The sequence below is a fragment of the Paenibacillus vulneris genome (genome assembly GCF_039543185.1).
Lineage (GTDB): Bacteria > Bacillota > Bacilli > Paenibacillales > NBRC-103111 > Paenibacillus_S > Paenibacillus_S vulneris.
This window is the reverse complement of the sequence record NZ_BAABJG010000021.1, coordinates 243326-262137: the sequence shown is the minus strand read 5'-3', so window position 1 is coordinate 262137 and position 18812 is coordinate 243326. Positions and strand designations below refer to the sequence as shown.

Here is an 18812-nt window from a genome sequence, read left to right as displayed (position 1 = left end):
GCAATGGAAACGGTAATGGCAATGGAAATGGCAACGGAAACGGAAACGGAAAATGTCATGTCGTGCCTCCAGGCTTCGTGCCGCCGGGATTAGCGAAGAAGTGCGGGCAAGTGGAGGAGCCGTATCCGGATATGCATCCGGGTGGACCCCGAGAAGGCTGGGAGAAGCAATTCAAGAAAAAGCACTGGGAGTTCAATTATACCAATGACGTGAGTCTGGGTTTGCCGGAGCCCATCATGGTGACCGAAGCGGATGAAACGAAGTGGAAGCAGTCTTACGTGTACGGTGCAGGCGGCGAACGGATTAGCATGACCTACCTGCCGGCATATGATGCGAATAATGGCTGGGAACCAACTCCAGGTGCAGGAGGAGCTGAGCCGGGTGTAGCCCCTCGCACATTGTTCTACTTGAACGATGCCCTAGGCAGCACCATAGGTTTGATCGAGAAAGATGGCCGCGCTCGTCTCGTTATCATTACGACGAGTTCGGTGTTCCGCTCGATGCCAAGAAATTCGATCCGAACTGGCCGGGACCGGACAACTTGTACGGCTATACAGGCTTAGGGTATGATTTCTATAGCGGATTATCCTACGCAAGAGCGCGGTATTATAAGCCGGAGTTGGGACGGTTTATTAGTGAGGATACGTATAAAGGTAATCTGTGGAATCCGCAGAGTCAGAACCTTTACGGGTATGTACATAATAATCCGTTGAAGTATGTTGACCCAAGCGGTATGTGCATTGCAGGTAAAGATACAGGGTGTTATGTGGATTCTTATAGTGGATATGATGATTATCTAGACGATGAAGTAAGAGGATTAGTTAACCAAAATGCGGGTATTTGGTCTGACTTACAGAAACACAGGGATAAGTATTGTAAGGATACTGCCTGCCATGAATATTGGGGTAAAAAACAGAAAATCTTAGAGGCAGCAAATGATGAGTGGAGGAACAATGCTTGTAGCTATACTGATTGTATGATAGGGGAAGCTAGGTTTATACTTGAGAATGGAAAAGCGACAGGTGTAAGACTTGCAGTACAGATTACTGTGGATGATGGAAATTGGTACGATGGAATATCCGATTTCATTTCACCAAAAGCATATGCTGCTGACGGACTGCCTCCAAAAAGAGTTTCTCCCGAAACAAGCATTGGTTATATCGAACATAGATATAAGTCGAATGATCATTATATACCGCATGTTCATGTTGTTGATAAAAATGGTGTTGATATTAGGGTTGGTGAAAATGGCAAACCTTATTCAGATGCTGATGAAAAGCAAATGACTCGCTATCATGTTGAACTAATAAAGACTTATAAAACTCAAATTAGAAGTACGGTTGGTAAAATAATCAAATATTACAAAAGAAACCCTGATGAAAGCCCGGCAAAAAAATAACTTTATTTAGAAAGGATTCATAAATTTGTTGAAAATTATTGAACAAATCAACAATTTGGTTGAAGAGAATTTTCTTGATATTAAAACTATAGTCAGTGAAATTGAAATGTTGATTAATAAAATGACTATAAGTGAACAGCTAGATATTCACAATGAACTTTCAGAAAAAGCGATAGATTTAATATTTAAATTCAGGAATGATATTAATTTAGAAGAGAGCGTAAAAGAAAATATTATTTGGTGGGCTTTTACGCTGAAGATACGAAATAATGGAGGGTGTATTACTGATGAGTTATTGGAAGATTTGATAAATGTGTATAAGGTCAATAACTTTGCAGCCCTAGAACATATTGCTATACAAGCGGTGAGATTTAACAAAATATCTGAAAATCAACTGTTAAAAGTAAAAGATGTTTTTAAAAGTAATGCATTTCAAAAAGAGATCATCTCATTCACATATCGACAAAAAATTAACGAAGGGTTGAACTTAGATTTTCAAGATATTGAGTATTTGTTTGAGAAAAGGGTCTATTTTTTATTAGATTATGCATTAGAACACGATAGAATAACTAAGGAAGGATTAGACTATTTTACTTCCCCTAGTGAGGGATCATCTGACAAGAAAATTAGAGCAAAGTTTTTTCGGAAAGCTCAAAAATTAAAGAATAAATAGACTTTAAAATTCCCCATGTAGTAAGCGCCGGAAAAATTAATCGGCGGTTCAAAATAAGTCTTTAGGCCACCCAGTGATAATTTACGGGTGGTTATAATAGAGGTCACTTTTTTCAAGTGGCCCATTTTACGGGTTACAGTTCAACTAACCTCGCGTTGTGGTTTCTTTTTTATGTTTGCCGCGGCGGTTAAATGCATTCCAACAAAGAGTAGCTATCAGTTAGGTAAGGAAGGGGAAGAATTAGTGGGTATCTTATCCCAAAAAGATAGGATACCTTCAATCTCGGACGCTATGGCGAAGGTAGAAATGGCGACTGGGACCATTTGGGGCGTACTCGCTCCCCACTTCGGGCGAGAATACAGCCTCAGTGTATTAAGACGTTAGCGGCAGGAGTCGGTGTCATCCGGTACGAACGACTCCTGATCTTTTGATGCGTGGCCGTGAAGGCATTCCCTTCCTTGTCTGCTACCATGAATTAAGCATTAGGCCGCGGCAGGGTAAGGGGCTGCAATATACGGCGCGAAGTATATTTACCGAGGCGGTAATTGAAAAAACCGCGCAGTCAGAATGAAATCCTTTACTATACCTCTTACGAGTTATCCGCCGGACAACCCGGATCTATTGCTCCTCCAATATCCCTTTAAACGGAGAAAAGACGAATTTAAGAAAGGTAGAAGGACCTGGCGTATGGGGCAGGTCCAGCATGGAGAGTAGCCATCCGATGAGGAGCAGCGACAGGAACATGAGCCGGTCTTTTTTCGGCTTTGTCTTTACCCGGCGCCACTCGAGTCCTAAAATGAACAATATGGCAATCGTTACGGTCCAAAACAAACTCCATCTCATTTTTCCTTCACCTCTTCTAGGGGTAAACCACCCGGCGCATTGAGATTTCCGGTTCTGGTAATATTGGTGTTCACTTCAATGTTAACTTTTAGCTTAGGGAATATTTCATCCCAGCGGTCTTTCGACGCCTCCCATTGTTTGGGATATTTCCGGTGAAATTCTCTGGCAAAATGAAATACATCCGTTTTTAGACGATGCTGTACTTCATCCAATGCTCGTTGGATGCGCTTTGTAACGTCTTTTTGATATGCCAGATTCATTTGGTCTAATAATTCCGGATCCATCGGATTCAAAACGGTACCGTTCTGAATGATATCCCCTTCGGTGATAACCTTGATCGTCATGCTCCATTGCTTGCCTTGAATATTCGGAATTAACTTAACGCTGGCCCGAATCGGCTTAAGGGATACATTGCCGCTGTCCTCTTTCCCTGTCCGGCCAGCTCCTTTCATCTTGAAGGTTACCGTGTACTCGCGAATTTCATTATTTATCCATAACACACCTCTTGTTAAATCCTCCGAAATAGTGCCAATCATTCTATCCTTTTTGAAGACGGCGGTTCCGAAAATATAAGGAATCGTTTGGTACGGATCTGCCGATTTCGTTGTTGGAAGAATGTAGAGCAGAGGCAGAGCGGCCGCCTTGGATTCCCCCTTCAGCATGATACTGAGCTGCTCCATTGTGACCTGCATGCCTATTTTAAGGTCGCTCAGCTTCCGAATCGCTTCAGCCGACGAACGTTCAATCGGAGGGAACAATTCGAGCGCATCCCCAGCCTTTCCTTTGCTTACAAACATCAGGCCTCTTTCCCTCGGCTGCGGGTGCCGTAACAGAAAATCCAATTGCTCTTGGATCCCGGATTTCGCCAAATCCTCCCCGAAAATAAATACTTTGCATTGTCCCCAAAATTGTTTTCGGGGAATCACCCGTTGAAGCTTGGACAACGCGTCGGCAGTATCGATCCCTTCAGCCCTGCGAATGGTTGTCCGTTTCATTGCCCCGCCTCCTACGCCTCCACCCCCACCTCCTGACGCAATACCCCCGCTCTGGTTTTGAGGAATAACGATTTGTACCGATACTAGAACGTTGTTGTTCTTGCCCTTATCGAGGGCAAATGCGGTAATCAGCCCCAGGTCGTTCAGCTCCGTCCGGTCCCAGCAGCCTTCAAGCAGCAAAATCAAGGGCAAAGCGCAAATAAGTTTCTTGAATGGTTTCACGGGCCCGAGCCTCCTTTACCGGCCGCGATCTTATTGCGGATCGTGGCGACAATAAGCAAAACCAAAGGGATAAGCACAAACATAGTGATAAGATAAAATGGGATAAGGACCCTTAAGAAATAGGCGAGTCCGGAAAAGTTGGGAATATCCCAAAAGCCAAAAATGATAGAAAGGATGCCAATAGGAAAAATAACGGTCCGATAATCCGTCAATTTAAAAGTGAATGTGAAGGAAAGGGCGGCCGAATAGAAAAATAAACTAAGTTTAACGAAATTTCCGACTATCCACATGGCGAGAAGCAGCACTTCTAAATTCTCGAAAATTTCGCCAATCCGAATGTAACGGAAAACGATCAGTATGGGATAAACTTTGTCGCTAATGTCGATCCCGAGAACAAATAAAGAGATCAGATTAACATAAGTCATGCTTACAATGATACAAATCAGTGTGAGCAGGGCCATTTTCTTTCCTTTGTCAGGGTTGCTCAGAATAGGGAGAAAAAACGTCATCATAAAAAATTCGCTCAGCCAAGCTTGCGGAGTGGCAGATCCTTTGAGGACGGGAACAAAGCCACGGCTCAGGACAGGAAATAGGTTCCTGGGGTCCAGATCCGGGATCAGCAGCAGTAGAAAAAATAAAGGAATGATGAAGATCGGCGTGAAAATCACAGCGCACCTCGCTATCATTTCCGCTCCTCCACGTGCGGCAAAAGCGGCAAGGAGCACGATGGAGGAAAGTACCAATAAAATCGGAGTTTTAATTAGAAAGTTGCCGGTAACAAATTCGGCGTACTCTCTGCTGACGACGCCCACGAAGTGTGCAAAAACAAGAAAGTAAATCACACCGATGATTTTTCCGGGAATGCTGCCGATGATCTTGACGCTGTATTCAACCACGGTTTGCTTGGGATAAAGCTCATGCAGGCGTATGGACAAATAGATCGAAAATAAGCCGGTAACCGTTGAGAGGATAACCGCTAGCCAAAGATCATTCTGTGCATAGATTGCCGTTATGACCGGCAACGAAATAAAACCGGTAGCCAGTATACCCGGGTACATGATAAGGGCTAGCTGAAGGGCTGAAATTTTCCCTTGCTCCATCTTGAGATTCACCACGCTTTGTATTGATGATGTCGAAAAACAAGGTAATGAGCCCGATAGAAATCAGGCTCAGTAAGACTGCGGCGAGCAATAAGCTCTAAATTAGACAGCATTATTTTTCATCCTCGCGCTCAGGACCCGGTTTTTGATGGGGAGCCTGACGGTACTGATCGTACATTCCCGCAAAGTGAGGACGTTCATTTAGCATCCACCGAGGTGCTCGGATAAGGACATCCTTTAGCTGGTTCAAATTAGGATTCGAAACTCCGGATAAGTAAGGAACACCGAAAGAGCGCAGGCTGCATAGATGGAGGACGATGGCAATAACCCCCATCATAATGCCCAGCAGGCCCAGCGTCCCGGCAAGAAATATTAGCGGAAATCGCAGCAGCCTGATAGTGATCCCCATAATGTAACGAGGAACCATGAAGGACGAGATGCCTGTAATCGCAACGACGATAACCATAGGTGCGGAAACAAGCCCCGCTTGAACCGCGGATTGCCCGATAACCAGGGCTCCTACGATGCTGATAGCGGCACCGATTTGTTTGGGCAGCCTTATACCTGCCTCGCGAAGTGCTTCAAAAGTAATTTCCATCAGCAATGCTTCAATAAGAGCAGGGAAAGGAACCGCTTCCCGCGAGCTGGCCATACTGATCAGGAGGGAGCCGGGCACCATCTCTTGGTGGAATGTAAGCACCGCCACATAAAGTGACGGAAACAAAAGGGAGATCAGAGTAAAGGAGTAACGCAGCCAGCGGGTAGCGGTTCCAATCCAGAATCGCTGGTAATAATCCTCAGCCGCCTGTAATAATGAAAAAAGAGTGACAGGAGCGACCAAAACAAATGGAGTTCCCTCCACCAGGATAGCTGCTCGTCCTTCCAGCAGGCATCCGCACACCACATCTGGGCGCTCGGTGCTTAGCAACTGAGGGAAAGGGGAGTAGGGGTTATCCTCGATCATTTCCTCGATATATCCGCTCTCCAGGACTCCATCGATCTGGATCCGATTCAGCCGAGTTTTGATTTCCTCCACCAGCGTCATGTCTACAAGCCCGGCAACATAAGCAATAACAACATTTGTTTGGGTGTAGTTCCCTATTTTCATGGCTTCCATTTTAAGCTGCGGACTTTTAATAATTCGTCGTAATTGGGATGTGCTTGTTCGCAGCGTTTCGGTAAAACCTTCGCGGGGGCCGCGGATGAGCGATTCTGCTGCAGGCTCTTCAATGCTGCGCTTCTCCCACTTGGATAGACCCAGTGCCAGACCGCTTACTTCGTGGTCGAACAGCAGAACAGGATAGCCGCCGGAAAGATATTCGATGCACTCTGGAATGGTGCTGAATTCGTTCACTTGCGAAACGCTTATTTTTCGTTCTACAAACGGCTTGATGCCTGTGCCGTCCCCTGTTGTGTCGTTCATCAGCGGAGCAATCACATAGTCCTCCAAGCCTTGGGAGTCGGCCAGCCCGTCAATATAAACTAACATTGCTTTTGTTCGGCCAGCGATTAAAAAAGAACGATAAATCACATCAGAGCAGTTGGCATAAATCGTGCGAAGCGTCTGATCATTTTGCTGCAAATGCAAAGACAGCTTTTGCTCCCCGGAATGACCGGCAGCATTCGGAATAAGACTGGCCGGGTTTGTACGATTCTTGGATGATTTAAATAATGTAAACAGTCTATTGAGCAAACGCTGGCCCCTCATATGGGATAAAGCCCCTTTGTAAAGATCATTTTCTATATTTTGGTTCGTGCTTCCATTTATTATGCAAATAGTTGGCATGATTATCTCATCGTGCAGCTTTCTCAACGACTTGGGATACGTGCGGCAAAGCCTCCTGCGGGATGCCGGGGGACGCTTCATTGGACCAATCGGGCCGGGGGATCAGGAGATCGAAGCCGTATGCGGTCCGCTTCTGCAGCAAAGATTCAAGATCATCTTAAGCTTGCACCTGCGGGAGCAAATCGGTATTGTGAAGGTAGAGGAGGGGATACGGCCTATGCAGGAGCCTAAGAAAATATACAATACATCGGTGGAAGTGACACTGGAAGTGATGGGGGGCAAATGGAAGCCGGTGATTTTGTTCCATCTGACATTTGGAGAAAAGCGTAACGGCGAGCTCATGAGCTTAATGCCTGCTATTACCCAAAAGGTTCTGACAGAGCAATTGCGCGAGCTGGAGAAGGATGGAGTCATTGAGCGGATCTCCTATAACCAGGTGCCTCCCAAAGTCGAATATAAATTGACAGAGTATGGCTGGACCTTGAAAGATATCCTTCATTCCATGTGCAGGTGGGGGGATGTGCACCTGGAACGGGTCTATGGGGACAATAGCTCGATTCTGACTGCCGCTCCAAGCCCAGGAGAAATGGAATAATAAAATGAGCAGAACCGGTGACTGGAATCCAGTACCGGTTTTTTTATAAGAAGTTATGTCATGGGATTACTTTGCGGCGGCGCAATTCATCAAAGATATTTATGAACATGGACTCCGTATCGATAAATTCGTGGAAGCCGAAACGGCGCGCCTTCGTACCGTCAGCAAAGAAATCATAGTCCCAGGAAAACACGAAATCGCCGAATCGCCAAGAAGAAACATCCTGATAACGGTTGTTCATCAAGCCGTGCTTCTCGATCATGGAATTCCACAACGGTTCTTTATCCGCCATTACAACCTCTAGTGACATCTGCAGGGGAGGCGCTGTCTCCATACCGAAATAGGCGGCGATCTTCGGCCACATCTCATTCCATCGGAACAAATCCCCGTTCGTAATGTTGAACGCTTGATTCGCGCAGCGCTCATCGGTAGCTGCCCAGACGGTAGCTCGGGCTAAAAGCCCGGCATCGGTCATCTCGAGCAGGCTGTTGTAGGCTCCGGGCTTACCGGGAAAACGCAATGGCAGCCCCAGCTCCTTGGACATGGAAGCATAAACCGCTATGACCATAGCTAAATTCATGGGATTGCCAAGCGCAAATCCGCTCACAACGGACGGCCGCATTGCCGACCAAGTCCATTTGCGTCCGAGCTGGCGTTTCTCGAGAAATTGCTGCTGATCCACGTTAAATTCAGGAGGCATATGGTAAGCATCAGTCTCCCGCGCAGGCGTTTTGAAAGGACCCAGGTGAGCGCCATATACTTTGTAGCCTTGCATGAGGCTTATATGCTGCAGGCCAGGAGCTATCGGCTCAATTGCATTGACGACATTGACGAGCATAGCCAGGTTAGGCGCTACCAGCTCTGCCCAGGTCGGGCGGTCCTGATAAGCAGCATAAAAGATATGGGTAACTTGGGACAGATCACTTAGTTTATCACGAGTATCTGCTTCATCAAGCAGATCGACAGCCACATATCGAACCTTTCCCGAGGATTCACCTCCGCGTCTCGATAAACCGATGATGTCCCAGTCCGGGAGCTCCGTCAAATGGTCGATCAGATTTCTGCCTATGACGCCATTGGCGCCGACAACAAGTGCGGTTTTATGCTGCGCATTATGATTACGCTCCATCATTAATATTCCCCTCTCCATTTGGATTACATTGTCATTGTGCACCATAAAGAATCGGGTGAAAAGTACGCACTTTGAAGTCATATAGGCACTTTGAGGTTACGTTAGACAAGAACGGTCCGTTGCAAGGTTTCAACTTGTACGGTCTATATTACGGAGAAGTTTTCTCTCTAGAGAAAAAGCAAAAAAATAAAAATCTAGTGAACCATTTCTAATTAGGGAGCCAATACATCGTGTATACAATTTCAGGGGGCCTCCAATGAATGAACAAAACTTAGAACACTGGTTAGACCGATTGATGACCGGAGATGAAGAAGCTCTGGAAGTGATCTATGGTATGACCCGAAAAAAGGTCTATGGAACGGTCGGCATGCTTGTTCGCAATAAACAGGATGTCAACGATATTGTCAATGAGATCTACTATCAGCTGTGGCGGGCGTTACCTAGCTACGATCGCAGGCGCCCATTTCTTTTCTGGTTGAATGGCATAGTGATCCGGCAAGTGAACCATTGGCGAAGACAAAGTTGGAGAAGATTCCGGTTGATAGAGAAGCATTCCCGTCTAGGTGAAGAGCCGCAAGTGGAACTGCCTGGTGAAGCCTTAATCGAAAGCGAATTCCAAAGAGAGCTGCAGGAGACGATCAATCAACTGCCTTACAAGCTTAGGATCGTGGTGATTTACCGCTTTTACTACGACTATACTTATGAGCAAATTGCAGAGCTGCTGCAGATTCCGACAGGCACAGCCAAATCGAGAGTCCATCTGGCCTTGAAGCAATTACGGAAACGGTTCGATACGGAACTGGACGGGGAGGAATATCAACATGTCTTTTTCAAAAAAATTCTCGTTCATTACAGCATTACAAAGGCGGATGGAAGTCTGGTTCCCTATGAATTTGATACCAAAGGACGGAATGTCCTTAATGATGGGAAGAAAAATGGAATTCAAGTTGAAAATCCAACCTACCAGGAGCCCGGAGTCGAAGGCTTTAGCGTACTGAGCTTCATCGGCACGAGCAAACCGGATAGACTGCCTTTTTACTTAACGGATACTCAAGGGAAGGAACTGGATGTAGGTATCGCGGAAAAGGACCGGCCGGAAGGTGTGCTTGCCTTCGTCACAAGCGGCTCGAAGCTGCCTCCGTTCATGTATCTGAATGTGAGCATTGATCGAATCGGGACGACAAAGGGAAGCTGGAAGGGACAATTTCCGATTGATCAAAGTAACATGACACAGGCAAAATGAGTCTTCTATAACATAAAAATGAAGAAGCCCTGACAGCGATTCTCTCTGCTTGCAGAAGAGGGAGGTCGACGGTCAGGGCTTTGTACTGCGGCTTCGGCTTCAAAAATTGACGCGTTTGAAAATTATTGATATTTCCGGTAAGCGGAGTGCATGGTAGGACCGACAAAGGAGTTGATCGGGAAGCCATGCTGGATTGCACTCATAATGAATGCTTTGGCTGTGGAGACGGCTTGCTTCACGTCGCTGCCTTTGGCGAGCTCTGCGGTAATTGCCGCGGAATAAGTGCATCCTGCTCCATGGGTATAGGTCGTTGCAATTTTTTCGGACTCGTACAGCTCGAATGTTTTTCCATCATACAGCAGATCGACAGCCGTCGGGTGATCGAGCTTCGCCCCGCCTTTGATGAGAACGTATTTGGCGCCGGAATCGTGGATAATTTGTGCGGCTTCCTTCATATCGTCCAATGTTTTGATAGGAGCGCGGTTCGCCAGCTGTGCGGCCTCGAACAAGTTCGGTGTGACCACATCCGCAACCGGAACCAGCAGCTCACGCAGCGCAACGGTAGTTTCAGGATGAAGCGCTTCGTCATTTCCTTTGCAGACCATAACCGGGTCGATGACGATGCGGCTTAAGCCTTGCTTCTTGATGGTGTCGGTAACCAGCTCGATAATCTCTACAGATCCGAGCATGCCGGTCTTCAGCGCGTCGACGCCGATGCCGCCGAGCACGGTTTGAAGCTGCGCTTCAATCGTAGGCAGCGCTACCGGATGAACACCGTGGTGCCAGTTGTTGGCCGGGTCCATCGTTACGATCGTCGTGAGTACGGTCATGCCGTACACGTCTCTTTCCTGGAAGGTCTTCAAATCGGCTTGAATCCCAGCGCCCCCGCTTGTATCCGAACCGGCAATCGTTAAAGCTTTGTTCATACTCATACTGCTTCTCTCCTTAGTTCTGTCTCAACATGAAAATGGCTGCAAGCGCTCCTCGGAGGCTCGCTTTATAATTGCTTGGTAATCTTTATCCTATCACTTTACGCGGAATTTTCAATGGAAAAAAGCGAATATTCATTTTATTGGATTCATCCTCAATGTTTCCTCTACCCTGATTCCTGAGGTAAAACCGGAAAAAGCGGCGATAGGCTAAGCCCGATTCATTCGTTATGATAGCGGAGAAAGGATGGGAGCAGGCCGGACCTGGATTTCTAAAGCCAAGCCGTACCGTTCTATAAAGAACCGAAAACAGGAGAGGGGAATTTGAAATGTCATCAGGTAAAAAAATCAAGTTTGCCATTATCGGGGCAGGAGTCATCGCACCGCTGCATGCCAGAGCGATCCAGCAGCATCCGGAGGCGGAGTTGGTCGCCGTTGTGGATAGTGTACCGGGCAAAGCGCAGCAGCTGGCAGAAGAATACGGTATTCCTCACGTATATGAACAGATTGGGCAGCTGCTGAAGCAGTGCGAGGTCGATGTCGTCTGCATCTGCCTGCCGAGCGGCATGCACAGCGCAGCGGCGATTGCGGCAGCCGAGGCCGGAAAGCACGTGCTGTGCGAGAAGCCGCTCGACATTACACTCGAGTCCATGGACGCGATGATTGCCGCATGCCGCAGCCATAACGTTAAGCTGGCTACGGTGTTTCAGAAGAGAACGACAGAGCTTGCGCTGATGACGCGCCGGGCCGTACAGGAAGGCAAGCTGGGCAAGCTTGTGCTGGGCGACGCCTATTTGAAATATTACCGGAGCCCGGAATATTACCGGAGCGCCGATTGGCGCGGGACTTGGGAGGTAGACGGCGGAGGGGCGCTGATGAACCAGGGGGTTCACGGCGTGGACATTATCCGGTGGATCATGGGAGATGTAGATAGCGTATTCGCTTATGCGGCCCCGCTGGTTCGGGATATCGAAGTCGAGGATACGGCGGTTGCGGTCGTGAAGTATAAGAACGGTGCATTTGGCGTCATTCAGGGAGCGACCTCGGTCAATCCGGGTCAGGAGCCACGGTTTGAAATTCATGGCGAGCACGGCTCGATCATTTACGCGGACAGCGGCATTAAGCTGTGGAAGACGGTGGACGAGGAAGAGCCCCCGGTTTCTCTTTCCGAACGCAATGCGGAGGGGAGCGATAATCCGTTGGCGATTTCCGGGGACGGCCATTATATACTGATCGATGATCTGATCCATGCGATCCGGGAAGACCGGGAGCCGTTAATTTCCGGGGAAGAAGCGCGCAAATCGGTGGAGCTGATTCTAGCGATCTATGAATCGGCGAGGACGGGCAAGGAAGTTAAGCTTTAAGTGAGGATCTGGCCGAAGGAGAGAGGTTGATAGGGCAACCTTGAACACGAATACTACTAGAAAAAAATGAGAGAGGGGCTTCTATGAATACTGCAAAAACACTAAATATCGGGATGATCGGATTGGATACGAGTCATGCGCCTGCCTTTGCAGAGCTGCTTAACGATCCGAAGCATCCGTATCATATTCCCGGAGCTCAAGTAACCGTTGCATATCCAGGCGGATCGCCGGATTTCGAGCTGAGCTATTCCCGCGTGGAGGGGTTTACGGCCAAGCTGCGGGACAGCTTGGGCGTCGAGATCGTTGGGACGATTGAGGAGGTCGCCGAGCGCTGCGACGCCATTCTGCTTCTGTCGGTGGACGGGCGCGTCCATCTCGAGCAGCTAAAGAAAACGGCGGCGTTTAACAAACCGGTGTTCATCGACAAGCCGTTTGCCGTAAGCAGTGCGGATGCGGAAGCCATGGCCCGGATTGTAGAAGAGCAAGGCATTCCGCTGATGAGCTGCTCGTCCGTCCGTTACGCTCAGGGGCTGAGCGAAGCGATCGCAGACGAAGAGAAGGGCCGCATCATCGGGGTTGATTGCTACGGCCCAATGGAGCTGCAGCCGACGCAGCCGGGACTGTTCTGGTACGGCATCCATACGGTCGATATGCTGTATGCGGCGATGGGGCGAGGCTGCAAAGAGGTTACGGCGTTCACGAATGAAGATTATGATGAAGTCGTCGGCGCATGGGAAGACGGCAGAATAGGCACGATCCGCGGCAACCGCAAAGGCAACCGGACGTTCGGGGCGCTCGTCCATCGGGAGCAAGCGAGCCGGTTCGTCGATGTGTATGCACATCCGAAGCCTTATTATGCGAGCATGCTGGAGGCGGTACTGGAGATGTTCCGTACGGGATCGGCTCCTATCGACATGAAGGAAACACTGGAGGTCATCCGTTTCATTGAGGCGGCCAACGAGAGCAGGAGAACGGGCAGCGCCGTGCAGCTGTGAAGAGCTGCAGATAGCCAAACTATGCAGAAGGAGCTGAACCGATATGGAATTTCCGTTTCAGTTAGGCATTATTACCGATGAAGTGTCGCAGCGGATCGAAGACGCTATCGCTTTGGCCAAGGAGTTCGGCCTTACGGCGCTGGAGCTTCGCTCCGTAGACGGCGTGCAGCTTCATCAGCTTACACAGCAGCGGCTGGAGGAGCTGCACAGCATCATCCGGGCAGCGGGGCTGCATGTATGTGCACTCTCCACTCCCGTATTCAAATGCGATCTCGATAATCCCGAAGAGATATCGCAAAGCAGAGCGATACTGGTCCGGGATTTGGAGATTGCGCAGCTGTTCGGAGCGCAAAAGCTCCGGGGCTTCAGCTTCTGGGCGAAGGAACCTTTCGATACGGCGTTCCCGGCGATAGTCCGGGAGCTTGGAAGCATTGTGCCGCTGCTGGAGCAAGCGGGCGTCACCTTCATGCTGGAATTCGACCCGGCCGTCTACGCGTCCAACGGGGCCAAAGTAGCGCGTCTGGTGGAGGCCGTGGGCTCTCCCTACATCAAGGCGCTGTATGATCCCGGCAATGACCTGTGGGATCCGGACGGCGAAATTCCGTATCCTGACGGTTATCATCTGCTCAAGGGCCATCTAGGCCACATTCATCTGAAGGATGCCGTTCGGAATGGAGATAAGATTGAGGGGGTTGCCATCGGCACGGGGCAGGTCGACTATAGAGGGCTGTTTACCCGGCTGCTGGAGGACGGATATGACGGCTATATGATGGTAGAGACTCATTACCGATTGCAGTCCGAGTTAACGGAGGAGCAGCTGAAGCGTCCTTCCGGCTACGCCTTCTCCGAGGGAGGGGAAGAAGCGTCCAGACAATGCCTGGAGCATTTGTTCAGGCTGCTTAAGGAAGTGCTTTCGGAGAGGTCGAGCAGCCTCACCTATAGAGGAGGAGATCGCGTATGAACAGCTTGCAGCTGCCGGAAAGCAGCTTTACTATCGATCAGTTGAAGGTGGAGGTGTACCGGAATCGCGGCGAGCTTGGGGAAGCCGCCGCTGTCGCAGCGGCTGAAGCCATACGCGCAAGGCTGCGCAGCCAGCCGAGTATCCGCATCGTGTTCGCAGCCGCACCGTCGCAGAACGAGTTTCTGGACCGGCTTTCCAAGGAACCGGAGATCGATTGGAGCCGGGTGACGGCGTTTCATATGGATGAATACATTGGACTTCCTTCCGGCGCTCCCGAACGCTTCTCTCACTATTTGAAGAAGCGCTTCTTCAGCAAGGTTGCCTTGGGACAAGTTCATTATATCGACGGGAGCAAGGGAGCCGAGGAAGAGTGTGTTCGCTATTCGGCTCTGCTGAAGGAGGCACCGATCGATCTCGTATGTCTCGGGATCGGCGAGAACGGGCATATCGCCTTTAACGATCCGCCGGTGGCGGACTTCGAGGATCCGCTCACCGTCAAATGCGTGGAGCTGGACGAAGCATGCAGACAGCAGCAGGTGCATGACGGCTGCTTTCCCGATCTGGCATCCGTTCCGACCCATGCGCTGACCATGACAATCCCGGCCTTGCTCGCCGGAGCGCAGCTGTTCTGCATGGTCCCCGGTCCTGCCAAGCGGGCAGCCGTACGGGCAGCGCTGACCGGGCCGATCTCAACGGCTTGCCCGGCGTCCGTTCTTCGAAAGCACCCAAGCTGCGTCCTGTATGTCGACAGCGACTCATATGGAGGGTAAGCCGATGACGAAGCGGATAGAACGCCTGGAAGGCATTCATTACCGGACGGGAGAGCGAATCGCGATAGAGATAAGCGAAGGCCGGATTACGGCGGTTACGCCAGCCGGAGCTGGCGGCGAAATGTCTCAGGAGCTCCCGTGGATCGCCCCGGGGCTCGTTGATTTGCAGGTCAACGGCTGGACCGGCTTCGACCTGAACACGCTGCCGCTGTCGGTGGAGACGGTCGCCCGGTTGACCGAAGCGCTATGGCAGGTCGGGGTCACGGCGTATTACCCGACCCTCATTACCAACAGCGACGAAGCGATTGCGTCGTCGCTGCGCACGATTGCCTCAGCCTGCAGCGGCAGCGCCAGGCTGAACGCATCCATCCCGGGCCTGCATCTCGAAGGCCCGTTCATCTCGCCGCAGGACGGCTCCCGCGGCGCGCACGACCAGCGCTTCGTCAAAGCCCCGGATTGGGCTTTGTTCGAGCGCTGGCAGGATGCGGCAGCCGGCCGCATCAAGATCATTACCCTGTCGCCGGAATGGGACGGCGCCGCGGATTTCATCGCCCGCTGCGTGGACAGCGGCGTGAAGGTATCGATCGGGCATACGTCGGCGACGCCCGAGCAGATCCGCGATGCGGCGGCAGCGGGAGCGAGCCTGTCGACGCATCTGGGCAACGGCGCCCATCCGATGCTGCCGCGCCACCCGAACTACCTGTGGGAGCAACTGGCCGACGACCGGCTGTGGGGCTGCGTCATCGCGGACGGCTTCCATCTGCCTTCCTCCGTGCTGAAGGTGGCGCTTAGAGCGAAGGGCGCCAAGCTGCTGATGGTCAGCGACGCCGTAGCTTTGGGCGGGATGGCGCCGGGAGAGCACGAGACGCATATCGGAGGCAGGGTGACGCTGACTCCGGAGGGGCGGCTGCATCTGACCGGGGAGCCGAAGCTGCTGGCCGGCTCGGTTTTGCCGCTGACGGCGGGGATTCAGCATATGCAGGCTGAAGGCCTATGCAGCTTCGCCGAGGCTTGGGAGCTGGCCTCGCTCAGGCCCTCGGCCTGCATGGGGCTCCCAACGGCGGATGGCCTTACCGCAGGAGCCCCGGCGGATGTAGTCTTGTTCAGCCGCAGCGATGACGGGATTCGAATCGAGCGAACCTATCAACATGGCGAGCTGGTCTACGAATACACACACAGTGCTGGCGATTATACTGCCTCTGCAGTAGAAAGCAGCTGAGAAATAACGATGTTTTTAAGCATGAAGAAATCCAGTTAAAGCAAAACTCCGTACCCATCCAGCTGCTCAGGCTGTATGGGATACGGAGTTTTTTAACTCGCTTGCTCCATTTTCTATACATTCCTCGGCTTATTCCACCGATAAACGCGAAGCATATTTCTTGCGGTATTCCCCCGGCGTAATCCCCGAATACCGTTTAAACATACGAATGAAGGAATTGGCATTCTGATAGCCGACATGGGCGGCGACATCCTGGATCTTGAGCTCCAGATTGTCCAGCAGCAGCTTCGCCCGCTGGATGCGTAGATCGTTCAAATAATCGCTGAAGTTCATTCCGGTCTTTTCCTTGAAGTAGGTCGACAAATAGCCTGACGTAATGTTCAGCTTATCCGCCATGAAGTCGAGAGTGATATCCTCATGCAAATGGGCGTCCAGGTAGTCGATAACGAAGCGGGTGATCGGGTCTTGATCCTCCGTATGATCACGGATCAGCTGCACAACCGGATGCAGCAGCGCCTCGAACCATTGCTGGAACTGCTCCGTACTGTAAAATCCGCTCAGCGCATGGAGGGAAGGCTTCATCAGGCCGCCGCTGCCGGACTGGCTATGAAGATTCAGCTTTTGCAGCGTCTTATCCGTCTGCAGCGAGATTTCCTTGGCGAACTGCCAATACGTTTCCGCAGAAGCACCGCGCCGGACGAGCTGGTCCAAATGTTTGGCGATCCACTCGTCAACAGCCGCTGCTTTGCCGCTCATCAGCCTCGTATGAAGCTCCTCCTCCATCAGCACGGTGAAGGGATAGGCTTCGGGAGCGGGCTGCAAGCCGCGGATCACTTGAGTTTCGTTCAGCAGCTTCCGCTGCCTGATCGCCTGCGTCATTTCCTCATAGGCGGCCGTAAAGGCTGAGGCCGCGGGGTACAGCGGGCTGACGGCAATCGTGACCAAATACAGATCGTGCTCGATATCGAACATGTTCTTCAAATATTCGATCGGCTTATTCACGCCGTCCGGTCCGGTATCCGCCGTAAAAATAAGCGACAGCACCAGATTGCGCTCCATCTGAAACGTCACCGATTCCTCGTACGATCTAAGCAGCACGCTGTCGATGAATTCGCGAATGTAATAGGTCCCTTTTTCCCGGTCGATGCTCAGCTCCGTATATTTCTCCTTAAAATGAATTTCAAACAGAACCATCATGAACGGCATACCGGTATCGGCCATTTCCCGAAGCTCCGACAAGTTCATATGGATGTTCTTAAGCTTGTTGGTCAGCGCGTATTTACGGAGAAGCGACGATTTTTGAGCTAAATCCTGTGTCATGCTTTGGTTGGTCTGCATCATTTGATGAACCTTGTGACTGATCAGATCGAATTCGCGAATCGGTCCATGCTTCGGCTGTGCTTCACCGGTATCCCATGCCTGCATGGAGTCAATGATTTTGCGCAGCGGCAATTGCAGGCTTCTGCTGAACAGGATGGAAGCGATGATGGTGATAAGAGCAACAGCTACAAGCAGCGTGATGAGGATCGTATTCAGCCGGATCAGCTGCAGGGAAATCGATTCGTTCGGCACCATGCTAACATAGGTGAAGCCGGTCTCCTGCCCTTTGCGGAAGAAGTAATAGTAATTTCCCTTCACGAAAGGATGCCCGGAAGCGTTAAACGCTGATAAAGGCTCGGTCTGCATATTCGGAGTTGAGGTATAAATAGGGCGTCCGTCCGGGTCCAGGATGTAGAAATGCTGATCGGACGAAATATTATGGGTTTGAAACAGCTTCTGCGCATCAAGCATCACGATCAAGTACATATCGTTGTACGGGAGCGGCTTTAGCAGCATCGGGAGCAGGAGTCCTTTGCCCGTCTCAATCCCGGCCGAGGTTTCGGTAAACCGGGAAGCGGGGAGCACACGTAAGCCGATCCGTTCGTCGAATTGCCGGTTCCAGAACGCGAGCGGATAATCGGGACTGCGGTAAAATTTGCCGAACATGTCCTCGGCGCTGCTGGTGCCGTCTTTTTCCACGACATAGGCGTCGTTCTTAAAATAAATGATCACGTTTTCAAATTGCAGGAACGGGTTGGCGTAGAGCGTCTTCAGCTCAGCCTTGATATCCTCGATGCTGGCGTAGCCGTTATTCTCCTTGACCTTCCTTAAGATGTTCAAATTCGTGATCCAACGGTCGTTCTGATTTAAGCCGAGCACCATATTTTTCGATAAGCGAAAATGATTCTCGTACCCTTCCACCGTATGGTTAATGCTCAGCTCGTTGTATTTCACGATCTCGTCGTGAATTTTATTTTTCAAATAAACGGAAGTGACGAAATTAAAGGCTACGAGAAGAACGATGACGGCCAGAAAGCCGGTCAATAGTTTGCTAAAGAGGGATTTCGGTTTGATCGATCGGGGGACAAATTCGGCCATCCTGCTTCCTACCCTTCGTCGCTGTAGTCACCTTATATATTAATGTAGTCTTCAGGTGCGAGTACCTCTATCATACGTTGTTTTTTCGGTTCTGAACAATATACACTTTTTCCACTTCATGCACAGGGCTCCATCTTATCAATAAAAAGCGGATCGGTTCAAGAACAT

16 protein-coding genes are annotated in these 18812 nt (G+C 50.3%); 9 read left to right on the top strand and 7 right to left on the bottom strand.

The genetic code is table 11. The annotated features are described in order from the left end of the window. The first annotated feature begins 397 nt into the window (after nt 1–397). Nucleotides 398–1399 carry an RHS repeat-associated core domain-containing protein gene (locus ABEA66_RS19525; RefSeq protein WP_345590109.1) on the top strand — a complete coding sequence of 334 codons (1002 nt, stop codon included), beginning with the start codon at nt 398–400 and terminating at the stop codon, nt 1397–1399. A 28-nt stretch (nt 1400–1427) separates the two neighbouring features. Continuing rightward, a complete protein-coding gene (locus ABEA66_RS19520) occupies nt 1428–2072 on the top strand; it encodes a hypothetical protein (protein WP_345589999.1) in 645 nt (214 codons plus the stop codon). Nucleotides 2073–2690: 618 nt separating this feature from the next. Here the strand turns inward: ABEA66_RS19520 and ABEA66_RS19515 are convergent. The 4 genes from ABEA66_RS19515 to ABEA66_RS19500 all read right to left on the bottom strand — a co-directional run bounded on the left by ABEA66_RS19515 (nt 2691) and on the right by ABEA66_RS19500 (nt 6940). Further along, on the bottom strand, nt 2691–2915 hold the full coding sequence (locus ABEA66_RS19515; RefSeq protein ID WP_345589997.1) for a hypothetical protein: 225 nt from the start codon (nt 2913–2915) through the stop codon (nt 2691–2693). Beyond that, a complete protein-coding gene (locus ABEA66_RS19510) occupies nt 2912–4132 on the bottom strand; it encodes a Ger(x)C family spore germination protein (protein ID WP_079909729.1) in 1221 nt (406 codons plus the stop codon). Before ABEA66_RS19510 ends, ABEA66_RS19515 begins: the two co-directional genes overlap by 4 nt. Next, entirely contained in the window at nt 4129–5232 is a 1104-nt protein-coding gene (locus ABEA66_RS19505; protein ID WP_345589993.1) for a GerAB/ArcD/ProY family transporter, read from the bottom strand. The genes ABEA66_RS19510 and ABEA66_RS19505 overlap by 4 nt, the downstream gene beginning before the upstream one ends. Nucleotides 5233–5344: 112 nt before the next feature. After that, nucleotides 5345–6940, bottom strand: a complete 1596-nt coding sequence (locus tag ABEA66_RS19500; protein WP_377741343.1) for a spore germination protein — start codon at nt 6938–6940, stop codon at nt 5345–5347. A 295-nt stretch (nt 6941–7235) separates the two neighbouring features. On the opposite strand from ABEA66_RS19500, the gene ABEA66_RS19495 reads away from it, so the two are divergent. Continuing rightward, a complete protein-coding gene (locus ABEA66_RS19495) occupies nt 7236–7613 on the top strand; it encodes a winged helix-turn-helix transcriptional regulator (RefSeq protein ID WP_345590105.1) in 378 nt (125 codons plus the stop codon). Nucleotides 7614–7671: 58 nt separating this feature from the next. Here ABEA66_RS19495 and ABEA66_RS19490 read toward each other — a convergent pair whose 3' ends face one another. Continuing rightward, nucleotides 7672–8742: an SDR family oxidoreductase gene (locus ABEA66_RS19490; protein ID WP_345590103.1), complete on the bottom strand. Its 1071-nt coding sequence runs from the start codon at nt 8740–8742 to the stop codon at nt 7672–7674. Nucleotides 8743–9001: 259 nt separating this feature from the next. On the opposite strand from ABEA66_RS19490, the gene ABEA66_RS19485 reads away from it, so the two are divergent. Beyond that, nucleotides 9002–9988: a sigma-70 family RNA polymerase sigma factor gene (locus ABEA66_RS19485; protein WP_345589991.1), complete on the top strand. Its 987-nt coding sequence runs from the start codon at nt 9002–9004 to the stop codon at nt 9986–9988. 122 nt (nt 9989–10110) lie between these two features. On the opposite strand, the gene pdxK is transcribed toward ABEA66_RS19485, so the two are convergent. Then, nucleotides 10111–10920: a pyridoxine/pyridoxal/pyridoxamine kinase gene (gene pdxK / locus ABEA66_RS19480; RefSeq protein WP_079909734.1), complete on the bottom strand. Its 810-nt coding sequence runs from the start codon at nt 10918–10920 to the stop codon at nt 10111–10113. Between the two features lie 326 nt (nt 10921–11246). On the opposite strand from pdxK, the gene ABEA66_RS19475 reads away from it, so the two are divergent. The 5 genes from ABEA66_RS19475 (at nt 11247) to ABEA66_RS19455 (ending at nt 16226) form a co-directional block, all read left to right on the top strand. After that, nucleotides 11247–12281, top strand: a complete 1035-nt coding sequence (locus ABEA66_RS19475) for a Gfo/Idh/MocA family protein (protein WP_345589988.1) — start codon at nt 11247–11249, stop codon at nt 12279–12281. An 83-nt stretch (nt 12282–12364) separates the two neighbouring features. After that, nucleotides 12365–13276, top strand: coding sequence for a Gfo/Idh/MocA family protein (locus ABEA66_RS19470; RefSeq protein ID WP_345589986.1), 912 nt, complete (start codon nt 12365–12367; stop codon nt 13274–13276). A 43-nt stretch (nt 13277–13319) separates the two neighbouring features. Beyond that, nucleotides 13320–14237 carry a sugar phosphate isomerase/epimerase family protein gene (locus ABEA66_RS19465; protein WP_345589983.1) on the top strand — a complete coding sequence of 306 codons (918 nt, stop codon included), beginning with the start codon at nt 13320–13322 and terminating at the stop codon, nt 14235–14237. After that, on the top strand, nt 14234–15007 hold the full coding sequence (locus tag ABEA66_RS19460) for a glucosamine-6-phosphate deaminase (protein ID WP_345589981.1): 774 nt from the start codon (nt 14234–14236) through the stop codon (nt 15005–15007). Before ABEA66_RS19465 ends, ABEA66_RS19460 begins: the two co-directional genes overlap by 4 nt. A gap of 4 nt (nt 15008–15011) precedes the next feature. After that, nucleotides 15012–16226 (top strand): N-acetylglucosamine-6-phosphate deacetylase, encoded by a 1215-nt coding sequence (locus tag ABEA66_RS19455; protein WP_345589979.1) that lies wholly within the window; start codon nt 15012–15014, stop codon nt 16224–16226. 129 nt (nt 16227–16355) lie between these two features. Here the strand turns inward: ABEA66_RS19455 and ABEA66_RS19450 are convergent, their stop codons facing one another. Further along, nucleotides 16356–18644, bottom strand: a complete 2289-nt coding sequence (locus tag ABEA66_RS19450; protein ID WP_345589976.1) for an AraC family transcriptional regulator — start codon at nt 18642–18644, stop codon at nt 16356–16358. Nucleotides 18645–18812: the final 168 nt, after the last annotated feature.